Genomic DNA, 25,229 nt, shown 5'->3' on the forward strand with positions numbered 1-25,229 from the left:
GGCCACCGGCACCTCCAGCCCATTCTCCTCAATCGGTGACGCCGGTAGCAAGACAGTTTCACGCGCATGCCCCGTCCCGCGGACCCGGACGGACCGGTGTGAATGGTTCCACGAAGGGGACCTCCAACTCGCCGGGCACTGTTGCCATCTCAAAGACGGAAGGGCGACCAGATCTGTCAGGAGATCTAACGTTCGACAGGAGTGGACACGGAATCCTCGTAAGGGGGGTCGGCCTCCCCTGACCATTCGTTGCCGAACCATGCCCGATTTACAAACACGTAGGCTGCGGGGAGAACCACCAGCGTAAGCAGCGTGGCGCTGAAGAGCCCACCGACCATCGGTGTGGCGAGCCGCTTCATCACCTGCGCGCCAGTGCCGGTCGAAAACATGAGCGGAAGAAGCCCGAAGAACGTGGTGAAGACCGTCATAAGCAACGGCCGTACGCGCATCACGGCGCCCTCCTCCAGTGCTGACCGAAGGGCACTGAGGGACGTTAGCCTCCCTTCCTCACGGTACCGCTCGATGGCCTCGTCGAGGTAGACGAGCATCACGACCCCGGTTTCGGCGGCCAGGCCCGCCACGGCGATCACGCCCACGCCCACAGCGATGCTCATGTTGAACTTCAGCCCCCACAGAAGCCACGCCGCCCCCACGAGACAAAACGGCAGCAGACCCAGCAAGAGGGCCGCCTTGGCCGCACTGCGAAAGTGCAGGAGTAGCAGCAGAAAAATGATGGCGAGGGTAATCGGCACCAGCAGTTGGAGGCGCTCATTGGCCCGTTCCATGTACTGGTACTGCCCGCTCCACGTCAGCGAATATCCGGCCGGGAGGTCCACCTCCTCGCGCACCACCTGCCTGGCCCTTTGTACGAACGAACCGATGTCTGTCGTCTCCGTGAGGTCCACGAACACCCAGGCATTGGGGCGCGCCTGCTCGCTTTTGATCATCGGCGGGCCCTCCACACGTTCCAGTGCTGCCAGTTGGCCGAGGGGCACCTGTCCACCCGTCGGCAACGGCACGCGCACACTGCGGAGGGCCGGCAGGTTGTCGCGCAGGCCGCGCGGGTAGCGTACGTTCACCGAATAGCGCTCCAGGCCCTCCACGGTTGTAGTCACGGGCATCCCTCCCACCGCCGTCTGGATGATGTCCTGCACGTCCCCAGTGGTGAGGCCGTAGCGGGACGCCGCGGACCGGTTCACGCTGATGTCGAGGAAGGTGCCCCCCATGACCCGCTCGGCGTAGACCGACTGTGTCCCGTCCAGCGGCGACAACGCCCCCTCCACCCGCTCCCCGATCTGCTCTAGCGTAGATAGGTCTGCCCCGGCAATCTTAATGCCCACCGGCGTCTTGATCCCCGTGGCCAGCATGTCGGTCCGCGCCTCAATGGGCTGGGTCCACGCGTTGGTGAGTCCTGGAATCTGCAGCGACTGATCCAGCTTGCTAATCAGCTTCTCCTTCGTCATCCCCTCTCGCCACTTGCTTTTTGGCTTCAGAATGATCGTCGTCTCCAACATCGACAGGGGTGCCGGGTCGGTGGCGGTCTCTGCCCGCCCCGCTTTGCCGAACACCGACTCTACCTCCGGAAAACTCTCGATAATGCGGTCGGTCTGCTGCAGGAGTTCTTTCGCCTTCTGCGGGGACACGCCCGGCAGGGTGGTGGGCATGTAGAGCAGGTCGCCCTCGTTCAGCGGCGGCATAAATTCCGATCCGATCTGGGGGAACGGCACCACCGGCTCCCCCAACGTCATGCGCTGCAGGGGCAGAACGGTGACCCCCAGAATCAGCACGGCCCCCACCAGCACGGTTCCGGGAAACCGCAGCACCCGCCGAATGACGGGCCGGTAGACACGGATAAAGAACCGGGCGATTGGGTTGTCCGCCTCCCGCCGGATCCGGCCTTTGACGAACGTCACCATGAGGGCAGGCACCAGCGTCACCGCCAGCAGCGACGCCGCGGCCATCGCAAAGGTTTTCGTGAACGCCAGCGGCCGAAACAGCCGCCCCTCTACCTGCTGCAGGGTAAAGACCGGCAGAAAGCTCACCGTCACGATCAACAGCGAAAAGAAGAGACTCGGCCCCACCTCTTTCGCCGCGGCCACCACCGCCTCCACCCGCGTTTCGTTGTCGAGTTGCGAATGTCGACCTCCGAGCTCTGATGGCTCAGAAATCCCCGGAATCCAGCTGAGCACCCTCCGCACCCCACTCACCTCCCCGTCTTCGGTCTGCCCATCCTCAATCTGATCATCCTCAATCTGCCCATCTTCTTCTCGCAGCCGCTCGATGTGTTTGTGCGCATTCTCTACCATCACGAGCGACGCGTCCACCATTACGCCAATCGCAATCGCAATGCCGCCCAGGCTCATCACGTTCGCATTGATCCCGAGCAGGTACATCACCAGTAGGGACACGACGATGCCCACCGGCACCGTCACCAGTGCCACGAACGCGCTTCGCACGTGCAACAGGAACAACATCACGACAACGGCCACCACCAGCATCTCCTCCGCCAGTTGCGTCGTCAGCGTGCTAATCGCCCGTTCGATGAGGGGCCGCCGGTTGTACTCCGGCTCAATGTAGACGCCCTCCGGAAGGCTCGCCCGGAGCTCCGTAATTCGGTCCTCCACCCGCTGAATGACCTCCATCGCGTTCTCTCCGGACCGCATCACCACGATGCCGCCCACGGCTTCCCCCTCCCCGTTCACATCCGCGATGCCGCGCCGCAGCTCCGGCCCCGCCCGCACCTGCGCCACGTCGCCAACCGTGAGCGGCGTTCCCTGATCGGACCGGAGCCCGACGGCTCGGATGTCGCCCATTCCCTCCAGGTATCCCTGCCCTCGCACCACAAACTCCCGCTCTCCCATCTCCATGATCCGCCCTCCCACGTCCTGATTGGACCGCTTGAGCGCCCGCCGCACATCCTTGATCGTCGCGTTGTAGGCCGATAGCTTTTGCGGGTCCACCACCACCTGATACTGCTTCTCGAAGCCGCCGACCGACGCGATCTCGGAGACGCCCTGCACGCCCTGCAGCTCATAGCGCAAGAAGAAGTCCTGTATCGACCGGAGCTCTGCTAGGTCGTGCCGCCCGGTGGTGTCGCGGACGGTGTACTGGTAGACCCACCCTACACCGCTCGCGTCGGGCCCCAGCGCTGCCGAGGCCGCTTCCGGCAATTCCTCCTCTACCGTACTCAGCGACTCCAGGACCCGGCTCCGCGCCCAGTAGAGGTCGGTCCCGTCCTCGAAAATCACGTACACGAACGAGGTCCCAAACATCGAGTAGCCACGCACCGTCTTGGCGTACGGCACCGACATGAGGGAAGTCGTCAGCGGATAGGTGACCTGCTCCTCCACTACCTTCGGTCCCTGCCCCGCATACTCCGTCTTGATGATCACCTGCGTCGGGGACAGGTCCGGAAACGCGTCTACCGGCATGTTAACGGTTGCCCAGGTCCCCCCTGCCGCCAGCAACAGCGTCACCAGCGCCACTAGCAGCCGGTTGTGGGCACTCCATTCGATAATCGATTTCAGCACAATAAATGACCAGTTGCGTCAACGAGTCAACGACCAGTGGACCTGTTGCTAGTGTTGGTGGCCGGCACCCTGCATCGACGTGCTATCGTCCATCGCCGCCAGTGCGCCGCTTAGCCGCGCCTCCGAATCAATGAGGAACTGCGCGCTCGTTACCACCCGCTCGCCCCCGTCCAGTCCATGGAGCACCTGCGTGCGTCCGTCCGCCGAGCGTCCCGTATGCACCGGCACCGGCCGGAAGCGCCCGTCCCCGAGCGCCCGAATCACAATCTCCCGCTCGCCGCTGCTTACGATGGCCGAGGACGGGACGACCGGGCGGGGCGTCGCCTCGCCTCCCGACAGCCGGACTGTCGCGTACATCCCCGGTTTCAGTATCCGATTCGGATTCGGCACCGCAATGCGGGCCCGCACCGTGCGAGTGTCAGTGTCCACCTCGTCGTAGATGTACTCGACCCGCCCGGTCACCGTCCGCCCCGGACTGTAAGGCAACTCCACCTGCGCCCGGCTACCTACGTCGATCCAGGACAGGTCTTGCTCGTAGACGTCCACCATGAGCCAGAGCGGACTCAGGCCGGTGATGTGAAAGAGCGTCTGCCCCGGCGAAAGCTTTTCTCCCTCCGTGATTTTCTTCGTCGTCACGGTGCCGGTGGACGGGGCAGTAAACGTGAGCGTCCGCATCGGCGTCCGCGTCTCTTCCAGGCGCTTGATTTGATCCTCGGAGATGTCCCAGTAGCTGAGCCGACGCCGGGCCGCGTCCACCAGTCGCTGGGCGCCGTCGTCCGAGCCAAGCCGGTCGGCCGTCCGCAACGCGGCCAAGTACTCCTCCTGCGTCGCCACCAACTGCGGACTGTAAAGGTCAAACAAGGGCTCGCCTTTCTGCACCCGCGCCCCCTCGTAGTCTACGTGCAGCGTCTCCACCCAGCCCCCTACCTTCGGCGCTACCGCCGTCGCAAGGCGCTCGTTGGCCTCGAACCGCCCGGTCGTGCGCACCGTGCGGGCCAGCGGCTCCACCGCAACGGTCTGTGACCGCACGCCAATGTTCTGCATTGTCGCTGGCGAGACCTTAACCGTGCCCCCCTCCTGCTCGCCTACCGGGGTCCGGGTCAAATCCATGCCGCAGATGGGGCACTGCCCAGCCTCGTCGCGGACGATGTCTGGGTGCATCCCCCCTTGGTAAACGTACCCGTCCCCATCGGTGTCGTACGTCGCCAAACCGGCCGCCTGTCCGCTTGAGGATCTGGCCCGGCCCGTGGAGTCGTCCTCCATGGTCATCTCACCGGTGGAGTCGGCCCCCGTGCCCATCTCGCTGGAGCCATCCATGCTCGCCATGTCGTCGTGGGACGAGTGCGCCGCCGGCTCCACAACGTATGGCCCGCCGTACCACACCACAGCCCCGCCCCCAACAACGAGGCCGACGAGCAATGCAAGGCCGGCAATCACACCCGTGCTGCTAGCAACTGATCGAACGCTTAACATCATGTCACTTCGCATGCGGTAGAAGTATGCGGTAAAAGAAGTCTCGGAGGGCGGTGTGGGAAGACGCTGGGGGAGCACACATGGGCTTTTTCCGCCCCCTTCGGATTTCCCGCCCTTGATTGGGCCCGCCTGTAATCGAGCCCGCCTATAACGAAGAACCGCTCAAGTTAGAGCTTACTCGGCCGCGCCGGTGAGGTCCACCCGTCCTGCCGCCCGCTCCCACTTCGCTTCGGTTTTGAGAAGGCGCGTGTGGACGGACGCCCGCTGAAGCCGGAGCTGAAACAGTGTCCGCTCCGCGTCGAGCAGGTCCAAAAAGTCGCTCTGCCCAGTCTGGTAGCCGCTGAGGGTCGTTTCGAGGGCGGTTTCGGCCTTCGGAAGCAGCGTCTCATCCAGCAGCGTCAGCTGCTGCTCCCGCCGCTCCATCTGCTGTTGAAGGTCGGACAGCCGCGTGCGCAGCTCTAGCCGGAACGAGGCCAGTTCCGTCCTGGCCCGCTGCCGCTCGATCTCCGCTTCCTGGATCGCTGCCGTCTGTTTACTGCGCCAGAGCGGCACCTTTATGCCGACGCTCAAGGCCAGCGCGTCGCGGCCGTTCATCGCAGGGGTCAGGTCGGCCGGCGCGATGTCGAAGTACTGCACGCCGACAGTAACGTCCGGCCATTGCTCCTTCTTCGCGAGCTCGGTTTCACGCTCGGACCGCTCGATGCGGCGCTGAATCTTCGTTGCTTCCGGGCGCCGGTCGAGGGCCCGGGCGGGCTCGACGGGGTCCGTCTCGGGCCGGGTGCCGATCTCGGCCACGGGATCGCGCCGCGCAAGGCCCTCTTGCCCCGTTAGCCGAGACAGCGTCTGCAGCGCCGACTGCCGGTCGGCCGCTAGCCCTTCGAGGCGCGTCTCCAAACGCTGACGCTCGATCTGGGCCTTTAAGATGGCCGATTGTCCCTCTTCTCCGACCTCGTACTGCGAGGTCGCTGCTTGCTCGAACTGCTTCAGATCGGCCTGAAAGCGACGGATGGAGCGCTCATGAGCCTGCACCCGGACGAGGGTGTAGTAGGCCCGCCGGATGCGAAGGGCAAGGTCCTGCTCAAGGGCGTCCGCATTTGCCGCGGCGACGTCAGCCCCGAGGTCTGCCACTGTCCGGCGAAGGGAGCGCTTACCGGGAAACGGAATTGCCTGTTGGACGCGCCACTGCGTACGCTGCTCGCCCCGCGCCGTCACAATTGGAAAGGAGAAGACCGTGCCTCCGACGGTAGGGTGGGGGAGCGCTCCCACCTGATCTCCTCGTTTCTCACGGGCGTCGCTGCGGAGCCGGGCCGCCCGTAGGGATGGGTTTCCCTGAGCGGCAGCGTGAAACAAAGAATCCAGGCGTAGCGGGGGCGTTGCCGAGGCGTCGGCAGTCGTAGAATCGAGCGGTGTGGGGTCGAGCAGGGCCGGGGGGACAGTGTTGGGCTGAGGCTGGGCAGCAACGGCCTGTACCAGCAAGAACCCCCACAGGCCTACGGCCCCCATCCAAAATGGGCGACGTGACATCAATCGGGAATGGCATCGGAACGGGTAGACGAAAACCACACGGAGCCGACGGCGTCCGTGTCTAGTTCCCGGATCGCCGGTGTCAGCTCCGGGAAACCGATGCCAATGCTAACACTGAAAGGTAGCCGTCCAGACGTGAAGGCGGACGGCCATTGAAGAGAGAGGCCCGACCTCAATGTCCCAGACGTTCTCCTCATCTTCGGGCGCCGGAAGGGACACGGACCCGGCCGAACGGAGGTGCTCAGTACCGACGGTCGCGGGTTGGACCGGCAGGCGAAGGTCGACAATGTCGGTCAGCGCAGAAGGCGACTCGCAGCACAGAACGTCCGCACAGTCGGTCGTACAGTCCGTCGCATGTCCGTTCGCATGGCCATGACCAGAGGCATGCGCATCACGATGTGAGGCGTGCGCGCTGTGATGCATCGGCCTCGCCTCCGCTTGAAGGGCAGGCGGCGACGCGGGCGTCTCCTCCGCGCACAACTGCTGTATCCCCGGAAGTACAGACCCGGCGAGAAGGGCCACACTGAGCAGCACAGCCCCGATTCGATAAGCAGAGGAGTGTGATTGCATAGGTAAGTAAGACGCTCAACCCTCCGCTGATTGTTTCCTGCAGGACCGCGGAACGAATCTTTTTTCCCACTTGTGGTTCTCCATTTGTCGTTCTCCACTGCCGATTCCCTGTGCCGCTGCCACCGCTAGTGGGGTCACTCGAAGGACTCGAAGAACGGCCCACCAGGGAGGCCCTGCAGCCCGTCTCATCCGTAGAAGGTGAGTCGGAACTGGATATTCCCACAGGAAGCCGCTCGCGAGAGGCCAATAATCAGCCGGTCGACTGGCAAGCGGCGGTCGGCCGCGCGCGAACCTCACACCACGGGTTCGGTGACACGGGTCCGCGGAGCAGGCAAATTTCTGGCATCGCATAACCCGGTTTGATGCCATCAAGGGGTGGCTTCGGGCCGTGGCTCCAGACAACTCTGCCTTCCCAAAAGCCGATGCGGGTAGTACGCCCCGCCGTGCAGCCAGCTCCTGCGAGGGGATCGAGACTACTGCTTACACACTGAATTGAGTAGGGCAGGTGCTCCATCAGGCGGGCCCCGAAGACACGCGGAGCCCCCGATTGGGTCCGTCTACGCAGCTGCGGCTTTCTCGTCCAGTGAAGACACGCCGGTGACGACACATCCCCCCAAGGACTCTTCTCCTGCAGGATCGCACCGTTGCAATGGAGCATGTTTGCAGTGGCGCATGTTCGGAGTGGCGCAGATCCTATCCTGGCCTTCCTCGTCGTTGGTTCCCCCTATTGCTCAGGTCCTTCTTCACCACTAGCGACTTCTTTCTGCGGAGGCTTCCTCGCTCCCTACTACTGCAGACCTGTCCTGCAGGCATCTGCAGGCCGAAGGGCGCGCCGGAGCGCCCCCACCAGTTCCTCCCGGCGGAATGGCTTACTCACATGCCCATCGAACCCCTCCGCGAGAAGTGCTCTCCGTTCTTCCCGACGCGCGTAGGTCGTAAGTGCCACCGCCGGGGCCGACTCGGCCAGCCCGAAGTCTTGAAGTAGGTGGAGCAATTCCACTCCATCTCGCCCACCGGGGAGCCGGATGTCCAGCAGAAACAGGTCCGGCTGACTGTCGCAAAACACCGGCTCCCTGTTCCCGGACTCCCGCTCCCCATCACCAGGCTCCTCGTTCCCGAGAACGGCCAGCGCCTCCCCCGCACTTCCGGCGGAGACGACCTCAAAAGTCCCCTCCAGCGTCTTCTCCAACAGGAATCTCACCTCTCGGTCGTCGTCGACAAACAGAATGGAGGGCAGGTCGGTCGAGCTCATACGGATGGACGTGCGTGAATGGGCTCGTGTAGGTGAGCCCGTGTGGGTGGGATGTTCGGATGAGCGTACTCCAACAGGTTCACTCAGCGGCCGCCTGTCGCTTTGACCGAAGGTACCCTTCAAAAGCCTCGTTTAAAAGTCACTTTTCAAACGCGCCAATAGCAGATCCCAATGGCAAGTGCAACAGCAGAACGCTCGGCACAGCAGCAGGCGGGCAGGGGGGCGAGAACAAAAAAGACGAACGAAGCGCAGGGAGTGCCTCGCAGCCCAAGGTGCCCTTCAGGAGCTCAGGCCGTCTCGGCCTGCCTGGCCAGCGGAAGCCGGACGGTCACCCGCGTCCCTTCCCCTTCCGCGGTGTCCACCTCGATCGTGCCGCCCATCTGCTGGGCCGCCTCCCGGGTCACCGCCAGGCCAATGCCGGTGCCCTCGTACTCCCGGCTCCAGCCCTCCGACGCCTGCCGGAACGGCTCGAACAGGCTCTCCGCCGCCTCCGGGTCCATCCCGATGCCGGTATCCTCCACCTCCAACACCGCCGCCGCCGCTCCCGTGGTCGCTTCCATGGCCGCCTGGCCCTTCTCCTGGCCGTTCTCCTCTTGGCCCTCCTCCTTTCGGCTCTCCTCCTGGCCGTTTTCCCGGTAGGTCCCCTCCTGGTAGGTCCGCACCCGAACGGTCCCCTCCTCGGTGTACTTGATCGCGTTGGACAGGAGGTTGCGAAGCACGATCTGCACGCCCCCCTCGTCGGCCTCGGCGGTGGCTGCGGGGCTGGTCTTCAGTTCCAGACCAACGCCTTTCTCCTCCGCCCTCGCTCGAAGTTCATCGGCGGCCCGGCAGGCCTGATCTTCCAGAGAAACCGGCCTGGACTCCATCTCCATCTGCCCGGCCTCCAGCTTGGACAAGTTCAAGACCCCCTCCAGGGTCTTCAGTAGGCGCTTCCCGCCCTGCTCGATCAAGTCTGCATACTTCGGGAGGGGACTGCCTCCCGGAAGCTCCAACTCGGCGAACTCGGTGCCGATCGCCTCCGCGAAGCCGATGATCGAGGTCAGCGGCGTGCGGATCTCGTGGCTCATGTTCGCGAGCATCGAAGATTTAAGCCGGGCGGCCTCCTCCGCCTCTTGTCTTGCCTCTTCAGCTCTGTCTTTTGCCACGAGAAGCTCGTCCTCTCGCTCGAGACGGTCCAGCACGAGGGCGGCGTAGCCCGCCAATACCTCCAGCAGGCGCAAGTCGAACGCCTCGACTCCCCCAGCCTCGAAGCTCCCGACCGAGATGAGGCCCCGTCCGCCCATCGGCACGTACGCTGTCGCCCGAATGTCCCCACGGTCCATTGCCTCCAACTCGGCAGAAAGATCCTCGAAGGCCCGCGTCTCTCCGGATCGGTACGCCTCGGCCGCAGGCGTGTCCCCGTCGGTGTCGTAGGAGGGGCGCTCGGGCATTCGCTCCTTCACGACACCTGGCACGTGGGTAGGCACGAGCTCACCGCCCCTGGCGAGGCGGACGGTCGTGGCCTGGTAGCCAAGCGCCTGGCGGACAAGGCCTGCCAGCCGGGCACTCAAGTCCTCCGGGTCTTCGGCCTGAAGCAAGTGGTTGGTGGCTTCGTAGAGGCCCCCAAGCTTTTCCTGCCGCTCTTGGAGGGCCTCTTCTCGCTCTTTCCGTTCGGTGATTTCGATCCCAAAAGCAGCCACGCTTTCAACTTCGCCATCAAGGCCGGTCACGGGACTGTGCACGCGGAGGTAATGGGTTTGCCCTTCTTCAGTCTCTATTCGCTCCTCTAGCTCGGCGACCTGTTTTTCCCGAGCAGCCGCCCGAATCGCCCGGTCCCGGCGCTTCCCGAGTTCTGGGTCCAGGGTTCCTCGCTCCCGGCAGTACTCCTCGTTGGTGCGCCCGAGAATCCACTCTCGAACCTCCGGGTCCTGCACGGACTGAGAGTTCACGTACTCAAATTCTGCCTCGGGGCTAAAGACGGCTAGATCGATCGGCGTTTGCTCTAGGATCTGCTCGTAGAAGTTTTTGGTGCTTCGAAGCTCCTCTTGCGTATCGCGGAGGGCCTGTTCTCGCTCCTTCCGCCCGGTGATGTCCTGAATCGTCCCTCGGACCCTGGCGACTTTGCCCTCCTCGTCTTCGCCTTCCCACTGTGGCTTGCCCCGGGTGCGAACCCACCGTTCCTCGCCTGTCTCGGTCACCAGACGAGCCTCGATATCGTAGGGCTCTCCGTCCTCGACCGCCGCAGCCAGTGCCTCTCGAAGCACCGGGCGATCGTCGGGGTGGTATGCCTCGATCGCATCCTCCGCCGACTGGTCCGGGCCACTCGGATCCCCGTACCCGTAAATCCGGTGCACCTCGTCGGTCCACGTCACCTCACCGGACGCGACGTCGTACTCCCAGGCGCCGACGCTGGCAATCTCTTGGGCCCGCTCGAACAGGTCGTTCTGCCGCTCTAGCTCCTCCTTCCGGCGCTTCTGATCGGTGATGTCTTGGGAAAACACAATCCCTGAGGTTACTGTCCCGTCCTCCCCCCGCACCGGAAGGGTCTGGACGCGGTAGTGGCGGCCCTTGTATTCCTGCTCAAATTCCGCCCGCTCCCCCTCCAGCGCCCGGCGGTAATGCCGCTCTTGCTCGCGGGCGAGCTTTTCGGGCAGGATGTCGCGAGGCCCGGCCCCGATGATGTCCTCCGGATCGCCCAGCACGCCGATCTTTTCCCCTCCGGCGAGCATGTAGCGGAGGTCTCGGCCGAAGAGGTAGGCCCCCCCATCCGGAAAATGCTCGATCAAGGTCTGATACCTTCTCTTCGCCCTGCGGAGAGACTTCTCCCGCTCTTTCCGCTCGGTCGTTACCTCGAAGTAGATAGCGAGCCCCCCGCCCTCGTTTGGGTACACCTGTTCGGCAAACCACTCGCCCAGGCCCGCATAGTATTCTTCAACTTCCGCCGGTTCCCTAGACTGCATCACCTCCCGGTAGGCCTCCTCAAATTCGGTTCCTTCCAGCCCCCCGAACACCTCCCAGACGCTTTTCCCGAGCATCTCCTCCTCACCCATTCCGTAGATCTTCTCGGCCTGGTCGTTGACCAGCGTGACCCGCCACTCCTCGTCCACTTCAATGATGCCGTCGGTAACCCGCCGGATGACCTCCTGCCGGCGGCGCTCCTCCTCCTTCCGCCCGGTGATGTCCTGGAGGGCACCGGCCACCTCCGTGACCTCTTCGCCCTTCATCTCGGCGCCGTTCGTTTCAACGCCGTTCGTCTCGGCTGGGGCACCGACGGAACGGACCCACCGCCGGTTTCCCTCCGCAGTCTCGATCTGAAGCTCCAGGTCGTAAGCCTCCCCCTCCTCAGTCAGCGCTTCTGTTGCTTCTGTTATTTTCTCCTTTGACTCCGGCGTGTAGAACTCAAGGCCCGCCTCCAGGCTCACCTCCGCGGAGGGGTCCATCTCGTAAATCTCGTAGATCTTCTCCGACCAGGACACCTCTCCGGTCTGGAGATTCGCCTCCCACGCCCCGGCCAACCGCTGGGTCTGCTCCAAGAGGCTCTTCTGGCGGCGGAGCTCGCGTTTGCGCCGCCGCTCTTCGGTCACGTCTCGGGTCGTCCCGACGATCTGGCGCACCTCCCCCTCCACGATCACCGGCGCGATGCAGGTCGTCCAGTAGGTCATTGTCCCCTCCAGGGGCACCTCCTCTTCGTAGGTGAGCGGCTCTCGCTCGCGGGCGCACTTTCGGTATTTCTCCTCGATCTCCGCCCCGATCTCTTCCCCGAACACGTCCTGAGGGGACCGCCCGCAGAGATCCCCGCTACTGAGCCCGGTCTTTTTCTCGAAGGCAGGATTGATGCGCCGGACGGAGAATTCTTGGGTCTTCTCTTCACCTGAAAACTCTTCACTTACGGCTTCCCCGCCTGCAGCCTCCTTGCCCGCAGTCTCTGCGCCTGCGGCATCTGCGCTGTCTGTCACGTCTTCAGGCTCCACGTCGATGAGAAAGAGCGCGTCCTGCGCGTTTTGAAACAGCGTCTCGGCCTGCTGGAGGCGCCGCTCCCGCCGCTTCTGGCCGGTGATGTCGGTGTAGATGGAGAAGATCTCCGGCGGACCCTCCGCTGGCTGCCGCCCGGCTACCTGTAGCCGAAAGTCTCTGATCTCCCCACTGGCCGTCCTCCTGCGGACCTGGTGCTCGGACGGCTCCTCCTCTAGGGCTCGCCGGTCGATCTCGGCGGCCGCCTCCCGCCGGCCCGGCGGCACCAGGAGATCGTTCAGGTCCTGACCCTCTAGGTCCTTCCCTTCCAGATGTTTTCCCTCCAGGTCCCTTTCCTCTGAGTCCTGGCCTTCTGCTTCTTCCTGGCCGGCGCCGAAGGTCTTGACGAAAGCAGGGTTGGCCTCCTCAACGGTGGCCTTCCCGCCTTCCGCCCGGCACCGCACGATCGGGGACGGAAGGCTCTCGAAGAGCGTCTCCAGCCGGTCTCGCTCCCGCCGGAGCTTCCGCTCTGCTTCCTTTCGCTCGGTGACGTCCAGAAGCAGGCCCCGGAACAGGAGGGCCAGGTTCCCCTCATCCGCCTTTGAGGATTCGCCTGCCTCTAAGATCTCCGGCTGCGCAGACCCAAGAATCCACATCCGCTCTCCTCCCGACCGCTCGAACGGAAACTCCTGCTTCCACTCCGACCGGCCTTCTACCGACTCCTGCACTGACGTCAGGAACGCCTCCCTGTGACCCTCCGGGATGCGGCCTACGAACCGCTCGTATGACTGGCCGGGCCCGGAGGAAAGGCCGAGAAACGACTCGGCCCTCGCGCCTACGAACTCGATGGAGCGTTCCCCGCCCGGGCCCGCCCGGAGCTCGAACGTCACGCCCGGCATGCTGTCGGAGATCGATTCCAAGCGGGAGGCCTGCTCCCGGCGCCGCAGCTCCTGCTCGGTCACGTCCTGTAGCGTCACGAGCCGACTGGCCGACGAGCGGCCAGCCGACAGGCGGTCTTCGCCCCGGCGGGCCACCGTTTCTACCGGCCGAACGTACCGGGCCTCTCCCTCGGTGCCGGTTACCTCCAGCACGTCTCCCTCCGGCACATTTCCTCCTGCTTTGCCCTCCCCTATTTCTTCCTTCCCCGGAAGATCTCTGTTCTCCTCCGCCCCCCTGCCCAGCGCCTCCGACAGCTCCGGCAGCGCCTCCTCCAGTAGCGTTCCTTCCAGGCGCCCCCCCTCCAGGTGCCTCTGGGCCGCTTTCTCTTGAAGGGCTGGAAAAAGCCGGGCCGCCGCCTGATTGTAGTTCCGAATCCGTCCGCCCCCTGACAGTAGCAGGCTCGGCCGCTCCGCCCGCCCGGCCTGGCTGGTCTCCTCTAGCTGCCCATCCCTCAGGGCCAGGGCCCCGAGGGCAAACGCCGCCACCCCCACCGGCTCGTGGCTGAGGTCCAGTAGGTACCCTCCCCCGGCGTACCCGATTGCATTGGCCCCGAGCGGCAGGGCCGTCAGCGCGAACAGGCCCGCCAGCTTCCGTCCCCCCACCCTTGCCTGCCGCAGCGGCTCGGACAGCATGAAAAAACCCACCGCCGCCAGGGCATAGGAAAGCCCCGCAGTTCCCCAGTAGATCCCGTGGTGGTCCACCGCAAGATGACGGAACGGACTCGCCCCCCATTCGACCGAAAAGTACAGGCCGTGCCACCGGTTGGTCAGCTTCGCCAGCGTGACAACCGTAAAGACAGCAGCCCCGGCCCAGCGGGCGCCTCGGCTCCGGTGCAGCGAGCGGCCGCTGTAGGCGGAGCAGAGCCAAAGCCAGGTAAAGACCGTCCCGAAGCCAATGGTCAGGCCCGCCTCGTAGAAGGCCGTCTTCAGGCCGAGCCCTGGGGAGAGAAGCACCCCAACGTGGCAAAGGGCCCACAGACCGCTGGTCACAAGTAGACCGATCAGTCCCCGGCGCACGCCAGGAAGGGACACGCCCCGGGCCCGGAAGGCACTGGCCAGGCAGCCGGCCGCCGCGGCCGCGAAGACGAGCAGGTATAGCGGATATGCCGGGCCTCCGAAAAACAATGCGTCCATTGAAGCGGAAGCGGGTTTGTTCTACGATGGAGCCGCCCACAGCGGAGTCTTTGTGCAGTCGACCACTGAGGGCAGTCGAGTGCTGAGGGCAGTTGCGTATCGGTGAGCAGTCGGTTACCAGTGACCAGACAGTTCCCGGCAGAAAGTTGGCTCGCCGATAGGCATTTATTTATCGGCAGCCACCCGGAGGTCTGTAATCTAACCTGGAGGCCTCTGCCAACGGACGTCGAGCTGCCACTTGTCAGTGCTGCCACCTGTCGGGGCTATCACTTGGCAGTGCCATCGCCTGGTGGGGATGTCATCTTGGAAGGGCTCTCGGCTGCCAGAACCTTCATTTTAGCCCACTGCCTGCGAGACGAGTTGTTTTAGTCCCCCGGTGCCTCCCCACTGCTGCCTTTTCGCCCACCGCCTCCTCGCTCATCGCCTCTTGGAGGGCTTCTTCCGCTCTAGGCCGCTTCGGCTCGTAGTAGCGCTGGGTCGTCTCCAGGGCCCTCGTGGCCGAGAAACTGCGGGAGGAACTCCCCTCCCGCATCTCGCTTTCCAGGGCGATTGCCGTCATGCCTGATATACTGACCGTGTGCGGCAGGGACTTAGGGGAGACTCGCTACCGCCTGCACCAGTCTCGGGGCCCTGGCCGTGTCTCTCAGCCGGACGGAGACGATCTCGTCCTGTGCCCCGATCCAGCTTCAGTCACTCAGACTGGCCACTGGACCGGCGACCCGAGAGATGCGCACTCAACATCTCCAGAAGGCCGGTCGAATCCTCGGCCGCAATGATGCCCGTGACCGTTCCTTCCGGTCCGACGAGGGTCAAGTTGGGGAGTCCCCGCACCTCCGTTGAGGCAGACTCGCTGGGCATGCGGGCGAACTTGCCGCCAAATTCCCCCATGAGTCCTCCGCTTGCGTATGCGTGGCTCCCCGGCATCTTCCGCTCCTCCAAAAACGCCATTGCCTCCGACTTGGGCCGGTCGAACGAGACGTTCAGGATGGCGAGCCTTTCCGAAGAGTAGCGCTGCCGCGCCTCCTGGAGGTCGGGAATTTTTTTGATGCAGGGCGCGCACCACGAGGCCCAGAGGTTCATCAGCACGTAGCGGCCCTCGAAGCTGGAAGGAGTGACGGCACGCCCCGAGTCCCGGAGCGCCTCGATCTGGAAGCCGGGCACCGGCTCTCCAACCTCGGCGGGCTCCGGTTGTGCTCGTGCTTCCAGTGGCGATAGGGCGAGTAGCGACGCGGCCGAAAGGACTAGAACCAAAGCCGGTGCTCTCAAGCAGTAGTGATGCATCGGTGGTTTGCGCGTGCTGTCAGGAAGCGCTCAAAGAAAGGACTTGAAAGCTTGCAGGAAAAGAATCTCTACCGAGATGTCCATTAAGCCACGGCCACGGAACCATGAGGAGGCCATGGCCGCCCAGGGCAGATCGTTCCTTTTTGCGTGCCGGCTTGCGGGGATACGGCGAGTCTCGCAGAGGTCAACGGCCTCTCCGTCGTCTTCCGCTCGGGTCAAGGGTTCCCCAGCCGGCAACTTCGCCTCTACGGAGATCCAGAGCGGCTCTACCCACGTTTGTGCTCGTGTAACGAGGACCTCAAATTGGATAGATACTCCCTGGTATTGTAGAGTTAGGATTCGTTTTCAGTGTCTTGGCGCGCAAGAACTGCGCGCTTCGCCGACAGAATCGGCAATATCGGCCCGGTCACCGGCCCGTTTCGCACTTCACTTTCGCTCTACGGGCGACAGGGGAAACTGTATATTGTCCCTGGTATTGCACTCAGTCTTGGGAAGAATGCAGCCGCCCTCCCCCAGGTCCCCCTCGGCCAGAACCCACCCTGCCTTCGATCTACTCCAGGTCGAGGTCACCGGCCTCGAGGGTGTCTGCCTCCGGAGGACCCTCCGGGACGGGTCGCGCCGGAGCTCTCCCCTGACCCGACGGCCGCCGGGGCGGACGGATCATCTTCGGGTCAATACTGCCAGGAACAGGGACGTTCACGATCTTTGGGTCTACGGTCGTATCTGGCCTGATAACCATCCTCCGGTCGACGGGTGGTTTTGGGCGTACTGCCTCCTCCATTGTCGTGTCTACCGCTGCCGTGTCTACCGCTGCCGTGTCCACGGCCGAAGCACCTGGGGATACCAGCGGCGCCTCTGAAACCAGATCGTCCTCTGAATCGGTCGCGCCGTTGGCATTGGCAGCGCCGTTGGGATTGGGCGTGGGCCTAATTAGCTCTTGCGGAGAGCACCCCAGGGAGAAGCCCCCCAGAAAAACCCAAAGCACCAGCAGGCACGGTAGGTGCCGACTTACGTTCACCCTGCCAGCTTTCGCCTCTGCGGTTTTCTCCTCACTGACGTTCGTCTCGCTAATTTCTATTTTGCTGATTCTGTCTTGATGGACGTGCTGGCGCAGGTTGACGCTCTGAGCGGTGTGTCTCAATCGCTGGGGGAAGGCTCCCGGAGAAAAAGATTCTCAAGGCGGGGGACCCTGCCTCGATCAGGGCCTGTGCCACATGGATCTGTGCGACGTGGACAGGTTTCTTTGAGAATCGTACTTGACTAACGAAGTCCACGCTCAGATATTGCCACCCTAAGACGCTACAGACCAGCAAGACGCCATAGGCCAGTCAGTCCCGTGACTCAGTCCTGTGGCGGCCGGTTGGCTGAACGCCAGCTGTCAGCGAACGCTAAACATTGGCGCTCGTCAGCAGACCAGTCCATCCGGCGATTCAGGTTTCAAACTTTTGCGGGCACAGTGGACGCGTTCTGGGCGTGAGCCCGGCATGAGAGATCTCTGCCAGTCAAGGCAACGATGAGACATGTCCATCGAACCGGATTCGCCTTATGGGAAAAGGACGCAACTGGAATTGCCGGAGCACAGATAGAATTAGAGCGGTTTGGCGACCGGAATTCCCTCAAGGGAGAAGCTATCGGTGCAGCTGTGGGAGCGGCCATTGGAGACGCCACAAATACTGCAGCGACGTGCTAGCGGAACCTCCGTCCAAATTCAGAAGACATCTTGTGGGCCGCGAGGATGTCGGTGCCGATCGAAACGGTTCTCTGGGCAAGTGCATCTTGAGTAGCTTGCCGCCGGCCCTCGCCGAATGCCTCGACCCCAGCTACGACAGCGAGGCTACCGATCAGCGCAGAAAGCGCGAGCAGGAGACGTTGCTGCTGGCCCATGCCTGTGAGAACATGTGCTTAGAAGAATGTGGAGTCGGGGGAAGCGCGCAAGGCTTTTGCAGATTGCTTTCACGGGAATGTGTGCATGTGTTAAAGACACTTCGGGCTACTGGGCGACGTTCGGTTCTCGCCCATGGTTTTTCATGTTTGGGACACCTGAGCCGCCCCGCCGCAGCTCAGGGCCCACTCAAAACTTCCAGCGCGGATTTTGCCCCTGGGTCCAAGGGCAACTGCCCCCTGTACCTGAGTCTTGAACGGGCGCGTCTCCTCTGGCTGGCTCCCTGGTCGGCCAGCGTCTCCCGGGTCAACGCCTCTCGTGGTCACCTCTGGGAGCAACCGCAGGGCATCTCGCCTGAGGGAGCGGCCCAGTAGATGCTGCCGCTGCCTTCGGAGATCGCATTGGCAATCCAGATAGCAGCATAGATCGAACGGCTCCGGTCCCCTTTAACATGCCGAACGAGTCCGCTCTGAACGGCCAACTGCCCAGCTCTGGCACTTGCCCCCGAGGACCCGGTCCCAGAAATTCGCCAACACAGTTGCTCCCGTCACCCTCGGAGCACCCGTGGCTCTTTTTGTTCGTGTCGGAGACAACGAGACTCCCCCGAAAAAATGGGGCTTAATTGGCCTCAAACCGTATCCACCAATCTGCCCGAATTGGTCTCGTTGCCCTGCACACGCGCCGCATCACATTCGTTCTGGTCGGGCTCCTGCTTTCTGCACCGGGCAGCTACGCCCCGGTCAAGCCGGGGGTCGTTCAGTGCGCGCGTCATCGAGGTCACCGACGGCAACCCCCACGACGTCCGGCACTCCGGATGCGGAGGGAGAACGGTCCGCCTCCACAGCGTCCATGCCTCGGAGGCCGCCCAGCCGTTTGGAGGGGCCGCCACCATGACTGCACGCCGGTACGTTGGGGGGAAAGAAGGTCGCGTCATCGTCGACACATCAGCCGCGACGGCCGAGCTGTGGCCTCTGTGCACGTACAAGGCGGCGACCTGTAGGCCATGCTTACCCGAGACCGGTTGGTCTGGCACTACGAGCAGTATGCTCCAAACGAGGTGGAGCATGCGCGTCTCCACCTCCACGTCTTGCCAGGCGACTTCTGTGCGGAGAGTACGCCTCCCTCGATGGGCGGAGGTTCACGCCCGACACGAGACGGTGGAGAGTGGTTGTGAACCTTTCTGGCTCCCGTTCTTTTCCTCCTTGTCTCTGAGGCTGCCTCGCAGGAGAACCACGACGTCCTCTGTTCCGAAGCACAGCGCGTTTCGGAGATTGATAGGCCCGATCTTCTGTCTACCCTCCACCCACGTTATCCCATTTCTTCTATGGCACGCAAGCGCCGCCCCCTCTCTCCCGACGAAAAGCAGCGCCTCGACGCCATGCTCGACGAGGTCATGGACACGACTGTACACCACTACGGCGCCGAGCCGCGGTCGGCCGTCCGCTACGACAAGCGGGAAGAGATGTACGGCGGCTCCGGCACCACGTACTTGTTGCAGATGTTCGAGGACGGAGAGCTCGTCAACAACCGAATCGGGGCCTACATGGTGCTTCCCAACGAGGGAGACAGCGCCGGCTTCCATACGCACGGCGACCGCAACGAGCAGGAGCTCTACGTTGTGATGAGGGGCGAGGGGACCTACCTCGAAAAGGATCACGGCGGGGCCGAGGCGCGCAGCGTTCCCATCGAGGAGGGCACGATCACAACGGTGCGAGGAGACGCGCTCCATGCGGTCCGCAACACCGGCCCGGAGCCCCTAATTGTCTTTGTGATCACGACCTTCGAGCCACAAAAGCACCCCAGCCGTGACCAAGCGCAACCCGCGTCCGAACGATCCTAACAAGCCGCGGTCGCTCGGACGGGCGAGGTATGCCCCCCCACTCCGGCACCTCGGAACACCGCCCGGGCGAGGCATCCTCGGGAGATGCTCAGGACGCCGCAAAGCCAATTTCCCCGCCTCCTCCGCTGTCGTCCCTGAGCCGGTCAAGGAGCTGGTGCCCCTTCATCGTAAGGACGTGGACGTCGTGGCTATCGGGACTCTCGAGGGCCGGCAGGGCCTCGTAGAAGTCCTCCTGGCTGGTGAAGCACTCGGCATCCACCAGCAGACCGACGTGGTGATAGACAGTCTGGAGCTCTCGGTGTCGCACCTCTTCCTCCGGGGAATCCGACTCAGACTCGTCTGCACGGTCTTTTGCGACTTGATCGGCAGGCCTCAGTTGCTCCGATGCCACGGCAGCCCCGCTCTCGTCAACGAGAACGCCGGGGGCCGCCGGAAAATCAAGAGCGTCGTGGTGGTCGAACCCCTCGTAGGCTTCGAGAAGGTCGGCGAGCAGGTCTAGATCAACTTCCATGAGTTGGGGACTTTAGGGTTGGATGGCATGATGGTTCAAGCTCGTCTTCGGGCGCTTCCTGTATCCAGTTCCGTCAGGCACCGTCTCGACGGGCGGCTACTGCTCTTCTGTAGATTCCTCCTCCGCGGCCTCCTTCTCCTGCCGCTCAAACGCTCGGGCCACCCGGCCGTCGGCGCCTCGGGTCACGTCTAGTCCAGCGTCTCGGGCAAGCTGTGCAACCGCGTCTGCCTCGTCTTCCCGCACCCGCAAACTAGTCGCCCGTCGGGTGCCAAGGCGCCCGCCCCCGATCGACCGGGCGTCGTGTGCGCTGGTGGCCACAGTGGCCACGGTCCGAACCCGCTCGGCCGGTCCCACGACCTCAATGGTTTCCGTCGAGGGCGCCTCACCGACGGCCTCCCGAACCCGCTGTACGTGGGCGGCCTCGACGTCCATTTTTTGGAGCAGGCCCGGCAGCGTCAGCATCCCGAACGATCGGCCGCCGGTCTGCTGGTCAAACTCGTGAATCAGCTCCGTCCGGGGGTAGAGGGCAGTGCCTTTGCCGCCTTGATGCCACCAGTCGGACTTCCGGTCCTGTGTCACCAACACCGCGTCCCGGTCGCGGCGGGAGGCAACTTCCAGAAGGGTGTTCCAGATCAGCAAGTCCCCGGCGGCGTTCTGGTCCTTGCCGCTGTCGAGGTAGCCGGGGGGACGGCTGATGTCGTCCCGACGCTGGACCTCCGCCGTCACGTCCCGAACGGTGGCATCCAGGTCCTGAACCGCCTCGTCCTCGAAAAGTGTGCTGTAGGCCTCACTGATGAAGTCGTCGCCCGCCCAGGCCTCGAGGTCCCCCATGAGCTGCCGGGCTTCATGGTGGTATGCTTCCGTTAGCTTAGCAATCTGCCGACGAAGTTCATCGAGCCGGTCTGCGTACCCGAGGCTCTCGACGAGCGCTCGGTTCGAGAGCTCTCCCGATCGTTTCGGCATGGCCGAGGGGCTCACCTGCCGGGATAGGTCGTCGTAGAGATCCGTGATTTTGTAGGAGCGCACGACGGCGTACTCTCGGGCCGCGTGCCCGGGCACAATCAGCCGATTTTCCTCCCGCAGTTGACCAAATGCCTCGAGGGCCGCCCGGGCCGCCGCCTCGGTCGCGTCGTACAGAAGAAGGAGGGCCGAAGTATCCAGAAACACCAGTGCCGAGGACGACGCTGCCTCAGGCGGACTCAGGTCAAGCCCAAACGCAGACTGGGCGTCGGGAAACCGCTCCTCGTACGCGAAGGATCGGGGGGACGTCGCGTCCTCAGGTTCGCGGTCTCCCGTGATCTCTTCGGACGAACCGGGCGAGGACTCTTCAGGAGAAGAACGTGGCACTAAAACCTTGGCGGAAGTGGTGGAAAGGTTCGGACAGGTACCGTGAACAAAGTTGCAGAACGCGGGATTCGGGCGACTTGTGCAAATTTAGTACTGCAAGGCCAAAGAGGATTGGGACCGGGCGAAAGTGGGGGCCCGCAACTCTTCCTCATCGGCTTTGGGCTCCACTCCGGCCATGCTCAAGCCGTGTGTTTTCGAGGTCCCATTCCGGTCTGGAGCGTCCGCCCCGACTCGATATCAGAGAAATTGACTTTTTTCGCTTGATTTGCATAAATTCAAACTGAAGAGATTTCGGTGTGGGACCCGGTTGCGCTCTCGGCACGGACGCGCCGAAGGGGAGGAACGACCCGAGGGCCCACCATCGGTTGTGATCATCGGAGCGAATCAGTGCTGAGCGAGTCCACGAGCAAGTTTCGATGATGTCAGTCAGGTCTGGTGGGACTCCGTCGGTCGTTCTCTTCGTGTCCCTGATCTTTCTGCCGCTCCCACATCAACAGGGGGAGCCCCTCACAGCCCAATGCCAGCCGCCGCGCAATGCAGAGGGGCCGGACCACCGCTCCTCAATCTGTCACGGGCGGCGCGGCACCCCGGGTCAACCAGGACCGGGTCCCACGCAGAAGGGCAGGAAAGACCCCGCCGAAAAGGCCCCCTTCGGCGCAGAGGAATCAAAGAAATTGGAGATTAAGGTCGTCACGTTTAATCAAGGCAGATTCGATCCGCCGATTCTTGAGCCGGTCCGCTTTTGGCCCAAGGGTCATACGGCAGTGATCATTGACGGGGAGGTCCACAGTTTTGAGGCCGACTGGCAATGTGGCGAGACGAAGGCGGAATACAAGCAAGACAACGAGTGGCGGGGCGCGTGGGTGCAGGTCCTCGACGTCCCAAAATCAGATGCCAAACAGATCCAGAAAGACTTTGACCGGTCGTGCGGGACCGGGGCGTTTTTGCTGACGGGCGTCTGTACGAGCAGCGCGAGCCGACTTCTTCAGAACGTACTGACCGACCTGAAGATCACGTGGGCGCCGATGCGCCTGCGAGGGCAGCTGGTCAAAGGTGGCCACGTGGATCGCACGTATCGGTGGCACCGTGAGGTCTGGGCGGACAATGTTGCCCAGTGCTTGGGAGGAGAAAACGAGAGGGCCCGACACCACCCTGAAGGTGCCTCCCCTTCAAAAGGCACCCTCGAGAGAGCCCACGACAAATGCCTGAAACTACTGGGGCTGAGCAAGGAGGACGTCCCCCTCCCACTCGGGTCCTCCGTGGATGCGGTTGAGCCTGTCCCCCTGGAGCCTTCCCACTACAATCAGGGCAAGTCTGATCGGCCGAAAAGCACGGCGACACCACGAGGTCGAGAGCATCCCCCGAGCGATAACACCTCCACTGGAGGGGACGTACAGTCGAGCCGTGGACGGCGCGCAAGATTGGCTGTAGGAGGGCGGACTTGAGATAGAGCCGGCTTAACTGCTCCGCGTGGGCGCTCGGCGTTGCGAAAAACACCCGGCCGGCCGGACGAGTCTGATCGTTCTTCCACCGCTGTCGAGTCTCCTCCATACACCGATCAACGCAGGCGTCGTCGAGCGCAGATGGACAAAAGGTCATGTGGTTAGCTTCTCCGAAACGGGCTGCCTCCCGGGATTTTCCTCTTCGGCCGCGCACAGTCGCACCGTGAACCGGCTTCCTACCCCCTCTTCCGTTTCGACCTCGATGGCGCCCCCCATTCGGTCCAGCACCTCTTTGGTGACGGTCAGGCCCAGGCCAGTGCCCTCGTACTCTCGTCCTACCCCGTCGGAGGCCTGCTTAAATGCCTCAAAAAGCCCATCTGTGGTTTCTGGGTCCATCCCGATCCCCGTGTCCTCCACCTCTAGAATTGCCGCCCCCTCTTCCGATCGAACACGGACCCACACCTCGCCCCCTTCCTCGGTATACTTCACCGCGTTGGACAACAGGTTGCGGACGACGATCTGCAGTCCACTCGCATCCGCCCACGCCCGGACGGGATTGTCGTCCTCCTGTAGCCGGAGGTCAACGCCGGCGCTTTTTGCCTGCGGGGCAAACTGGTCGGCCGTCTCTCGGGCCTCGGTAGCAAGGTCGACCGGTCCGGGACTAAGATTCATTTCCCCGGCCTGTAGCTTCGAGAGGTTCAGCACGCCGGTGAGCGTGTTCATGAGGCGCTGCCCGCTCCGTTCGATGAGCGACGAAAACTCTGCAAGTGTCGAAAGGTCGACGTCGCTGACGTTCTGGGAGGGGTCGACCTCCCGCCCGATGGTTTCCGCAAAGCCAAGGATGGAGGTCAGCGGTGTGCGGATCTCGTGGCTCATGTTCGCGAGAAAGGCGCTCTTGAGCCGGTTCATGCGTTCGGCCTCCTCCTTCGCATCGACGAGCTCGCGCTCACGCTCCTTCCGTTCAGTAATGTCGAGCCCGAAGGCTACGACCTGAGTGACCTCCCCATCCAAGTCGGTGACGGGACTGTGCACCCGAAGGTAATGATGGGTTCCCCCATCGGTCTCGATGGCTTCCTCGAACTGCACGGTCTCATTGTCCTCAGCCGCCCGCCGGATTGCTTGGTCACGCCGTCGGCCCAACTCTGGATCCAGGCCTCGCTCTCGGCAGTAGTCCTCGTTGGTGCGTCCAAGCATCCACGCCCGCACGCCGGGGTCCCCGACGCTCTCGGGATTGACATACTGGAATTCGGCGTCGAGATTGAAGACCGCGAGGTCGATTGGGGCCTCGTCAAGGATCTGCTCATAGAAGTTTTTCGTGTTGCGGAGCTCCTCTTGACGCTGCCGCTCTTCGGTGACGTCTCGTTGCACGGAGACCCAGTGCTCGATCGATCCCCTGTCGTTCCGGACCGGCGATACGTTCCACTGAACCTGGTAAGGGTCCCCGTTCTTGGAGTAGTTGACCGTTTCCCCAGTCCACGCCTCTCCGGCCTCCAAGGCCTCCCGCAGCGAGTCGAGCGCGTCCCGATCAGTCTCTGGGCCCTGCAGGATGCGGGGCGTCTTTCCGATCATCTCCGCCTCGGAGTAACCCGTCATCTCTTCGTAGGCGGAGTTGACGTACTCGACCCGGGGCCCAGGCTCGTCTAGGGGCCTCGCTTCCGTAATCAGGACCGACTCCGCCGCCTGGTCGACCGCCTCCGACAGCATGCGGAGCTTCTTCTTCCGACGAGCCCGTTCGGTAATGTCGGTTACGACCCCGTCGTAGTAAATGACCTTTCCACTTTCGTCATAGGCGGCCGTTGCACTGAGGAGGCCAACGAACACCGAGCCGTCCTGCCCTTCAAACTCAATCTCCACATCACTGGCCCCCTCTTCCACCAACATTTGGCCCCTCTTCAGCGGGTCAGTGCAGAACGTCGTGAGGTCCAGACCAGTGAGCTCCTCCACCTGTCCGGCCCCGAGCATGTCGGCGAGCGCCTCGTTGGCGTAGTCAATCCGCCCGGTCGGGCCAGCCCGGAAGACCCCCGCCGAGAGCCCCTCCGTAATCGACCGGATCCAGGCGTCTCGTTGCTGGAGCTTGGCCTGCATGCCCCGGCGCTGCACGGACCACCGCAAGGTCCGCCCCACTAAGGCCGGCGTAAGCTCTTCTTTCTGGAGATACTCCGTAGCCCCGGCCTCCTGCGCCTTCAGGGCCGCCTGCAAATCGTTTTGCCCAGTTAGCACGACGATCGGGACCCCTGCGGCGGCACCGGCGGTGGCCCGTACCGTTTCGGTCCCCTGGCTGTCTGGAAGCCCCAGGTCGACCACAACCACGTCGGGGCGGGACGCACTGAGGGCCTGAAGGCCAGCCTGCAGGGTGCTCTCGTGGTGCAGGACGGCGTCCGTGGTGCTTTCGTCCAGGTATTCCTCAAAAAGGCGAGCATCCCCTGGGTTGTCCTCCACCAGAAGGACCTGGAGGGCCTCGGCGTCGAAGCGGTGGGCGTTCGTCGAAGGCGGGCGTGAGGCAGGCATGTGATGCGCGACGTACCAGTGCCTAAAATGCTGTTCTGTGGAGACGTCCGCGTTGGGCGTCCCCAAA

12 protein-coding genes are annotated in these 25,229 nt (G+C 63.5%); 1 reads left to right on the forward strand and 11 read right to left on the reverse strand.

Annotated features, from left to right (window positions below; translation table 11 throughout):
- Nucleotides 1-185: 185 nt before the first annotated feature.
- From OJB03_RS09785 to OJB03_RS09820, 8 genes are all read right to left on the reverse strand, one after another.
- The gene (locus tag OJB03_RS09785) at nucleotides 186-3,530 is read right to left on the reverse strand and encodes an efflux RND transporter permease subunit (RefSeq protein WP_263786882.1); all 3,345 of its coding nucleotides are present in this window, start codon (nucleotides 3,528-3,530) and stop codon (nucleotides 186-188) included.
- 48 nt (nucleotides 3,531-3,578) lie between these two features.
- Nucleotides 3,579-5,018: an efflux RND transporter periplasmic adaptor subunit gene (locus OJB03_RS09790; RefSeq protein ID WP_263786884.1), complete on the reverse strand. Its 1,440-nt coding sequence runs from the start codon at nucleotides 5,016-5,018 to the stop codon at nucleotides 3,579-3,581.
- A gap of 159 nt (nucleotides 5,019-5,177) precedes the next feature.
- Nucleotides 5,178-6,527: a TolC family protein gene (locus OJB03_RS09795; RefSeq protein WP_263786886.1), complete on the reverse strand. Its 1,350-nt coding sequence runs from the start codon at nucleotides 6,525-6,527 to the stop codon at nucleotides 5,178-5,180.
- 1,357 nt (nucleotides 6,528-7,884) lie between these two features.
- On the reverse strand, nucleotides 7,885-8,349 hold the full coding sequence (locus OJB03_RS09800) for a response regulator (protein WP_263786888.1): 465 nt from the start codon (nucleotides 8,347-8,349) through the stop codon (nucleotides 7,885-7,887).
- 287 nt (nucleotides 8,350-8,636) lie between these two features.
- A complete protein-coding gene (locus OJB03_RS09805) occupies nucleotides 8,637-14,351 on the reverse strand; it encodes a PAS domain-containing protein (RefSeq protein ID WP_263786891.1) in 5,715 nt (1,904 codons plus the stop codon).
- A 331-nt stretch (nucleotides 14,352-14,682) separates the two neighbouring features.
- On the reverse strand, nucleotides 14,683-14,910 hold the full coding sequence (locus tag OJB03_RS09810; protein ID WP_263786893.1) for a hypothetical protein: 228 nt from the start codon (nucleotides 14,908-14,910) through the stop codon (nucleotides 14,683-14,685).
- A 131-nt stretch (nucleotides 14,911-15,041) separates the two neighbouring features.
- The gene (locus tag OJB03_RS09815) at nucleotides 15,042-15,602 is read right to left on the reverse strand and encodes a TlpA family protein disulfide reductase (protein WP_263786895.1); all 561 of its coding nucleotides are present in this window, start codon (nucleotides 15,600-15,602) and stop codon (nucleotides 15,042-15,044) included.
- 1,716 nt (nucleotides 15,603-17,318) lie between these two features.
- Nucleotides 17,319-17,516: a hypothetical protein gene (locus OJB03_RS09820; protein WP_263786898.1), complete on the reverse strand. Its 198-nt coding sequence runs from the start codon at nucleotides 17,514-17,516 to the stop codon at nucleotides 17,319-17,321.
- A gap of 1,322 nt (nucleotides 17,517-18,838) precedes the next feature.
- On the opposite strand from OJB03_RS09820, the gene OJB03_RS09825 reads away from it, so the two are divergent.
- Nucleotides 18,839-19,354, forward strand: coding sequence for a cupin domain-containing protein (locus tag OJB03_RS09825; RefSeq protein WP_263786900.1), 516 nt, complete (start codon nucleotides 18,839-18,841; stop codon nucleotides 19,352-19,354).
- 88 nt (nucleotides 19,355-19,442) lie between these two features.
- Here the strand turns inward: OJB03_RS09825 and OJB03_RS09830 are convergent, their stop codons facing one another.
- From OJB03_RS09830 to OJB03_RS09840, 3 genes are all read right to left on the reverse strand, one after another.
- The gene (locus OJB03_RS09830) at nucleotides 19,443-19,865 is read right to left on the reverse strand and encodes a DUF2513 domain-containing protein (protein WP_263786902.1); all 423 of its coding nucleotides are present in this window, start codon (nucleotides 19,863-19,865) and stop codon (nucleotides 19,443-19,445) included.
- A 96-nt stretch (nucleotides 19,866-19,961) separates the two neighbouring features.
- Nucleotides 19,962-21,212: a PIN-like domain-containing protein gene (locus tag OJB03_RS09835; RefSeq protein ID WP_263786904.1), complete on the reverse strand. Its 1,251-nt coding sequence runs from the start codon at nucleotides 21,210-21,212 to the stop codon at nucleotides 19,962-19,964.
- A 1,595-nt stretch (nucleotides 21,213-22,807) separates the two neighbouring features.
- Nucleotides 22,808-25,162: a PAS domain S-box protein gene (locus OJB03_RS09840; protein ID WP_263786907.1), complete on the reverse strand. Its 2,355-nt coding sequence runs from the start codon at nucleotides 25,160-25,162 to the stop codon at nucleotides 22,808-22,810.
- Between the last annotated feature and the right edge of the window lie 67 nt (nucleotides 25,163-25,229).

Source organism: Salinibacter grassmerensis (genome assembly GCF_947077765.1).
Classification (GTDB): domain Bacteria; phylum Bacteroidota; class Rhodothermia; order Rhodothermales; family Salinibacteraceae; genus Salinibacter; species Salinibacter grassmerensis.

Bases quoted from the DNA above. Each gene is read 5' to 3' on its own strand.
- OJB03_RS09810 (WP_263786893.1), bottom strand. From the start codon at position 14,910: ATGACGGCAATCGCCCTGGAAAGCGAGATGCGGGAGGGGAGTTCCTCC.
- OJB03_RS09805 (WP_263786891.1), bottom strand. From the start codon at position 14,351: ATGGACGCATTGTTTTTCGGAGGCCCGGCATATCCGCTATACCTGCTC.
- OJB03_RS09830 (WP_263786902.1), bottom strand. From the start codon at position 19,865: ATGGAAGTTGATCTAGACCTGCTCGCCGACCTTCTCGAAGCCTACGAG.
- OJB03_RS09820 (WP_263786898.1), bottom strand. From the start codon at position 17,516: ATGGGCCAGCAGCAACGTCTCCTGCTCGCGCTTTCTGCGCTGATCGGT.
- OJB03_RS09840 (WP_263786907.1), bottom strand. From the start codon at position 25,162: ATGCCTGCCTCACGCCCGCCTTCGACGAACGCCCACCGCTTCGACGCC.
- OJB03_RS09795 (WP_263786886.1), bottom strand. From the start codon at position 6,527: ATGTCACGTCGCCCATTTTGGATGGGGGCCGTAGGCCTGTGGGGGTTC.
- OJB03_RS09800 (WP_263786888.1), bottom strand. From the start codon at position 8,349: ATGAGCTCGACCGACCTGCCCTCCATTCTGTTTGTCGACGACGACCGA.
- OJB03_RS09825 (WP_263786900.1), top strand. From the start codon at position 18,839: ATGGCACGCAAGCGCCGCCCCCTCTCTCCCGACGAAAAGCAGCGCCTC.
- OJB03_RS09790 (WP_263786884.1), bottom strand. From the start codon at position 5,018: ATGCGAAGTGACATGATGTTAAGCGTTCGATCAGTTGCTAGCAGCACG.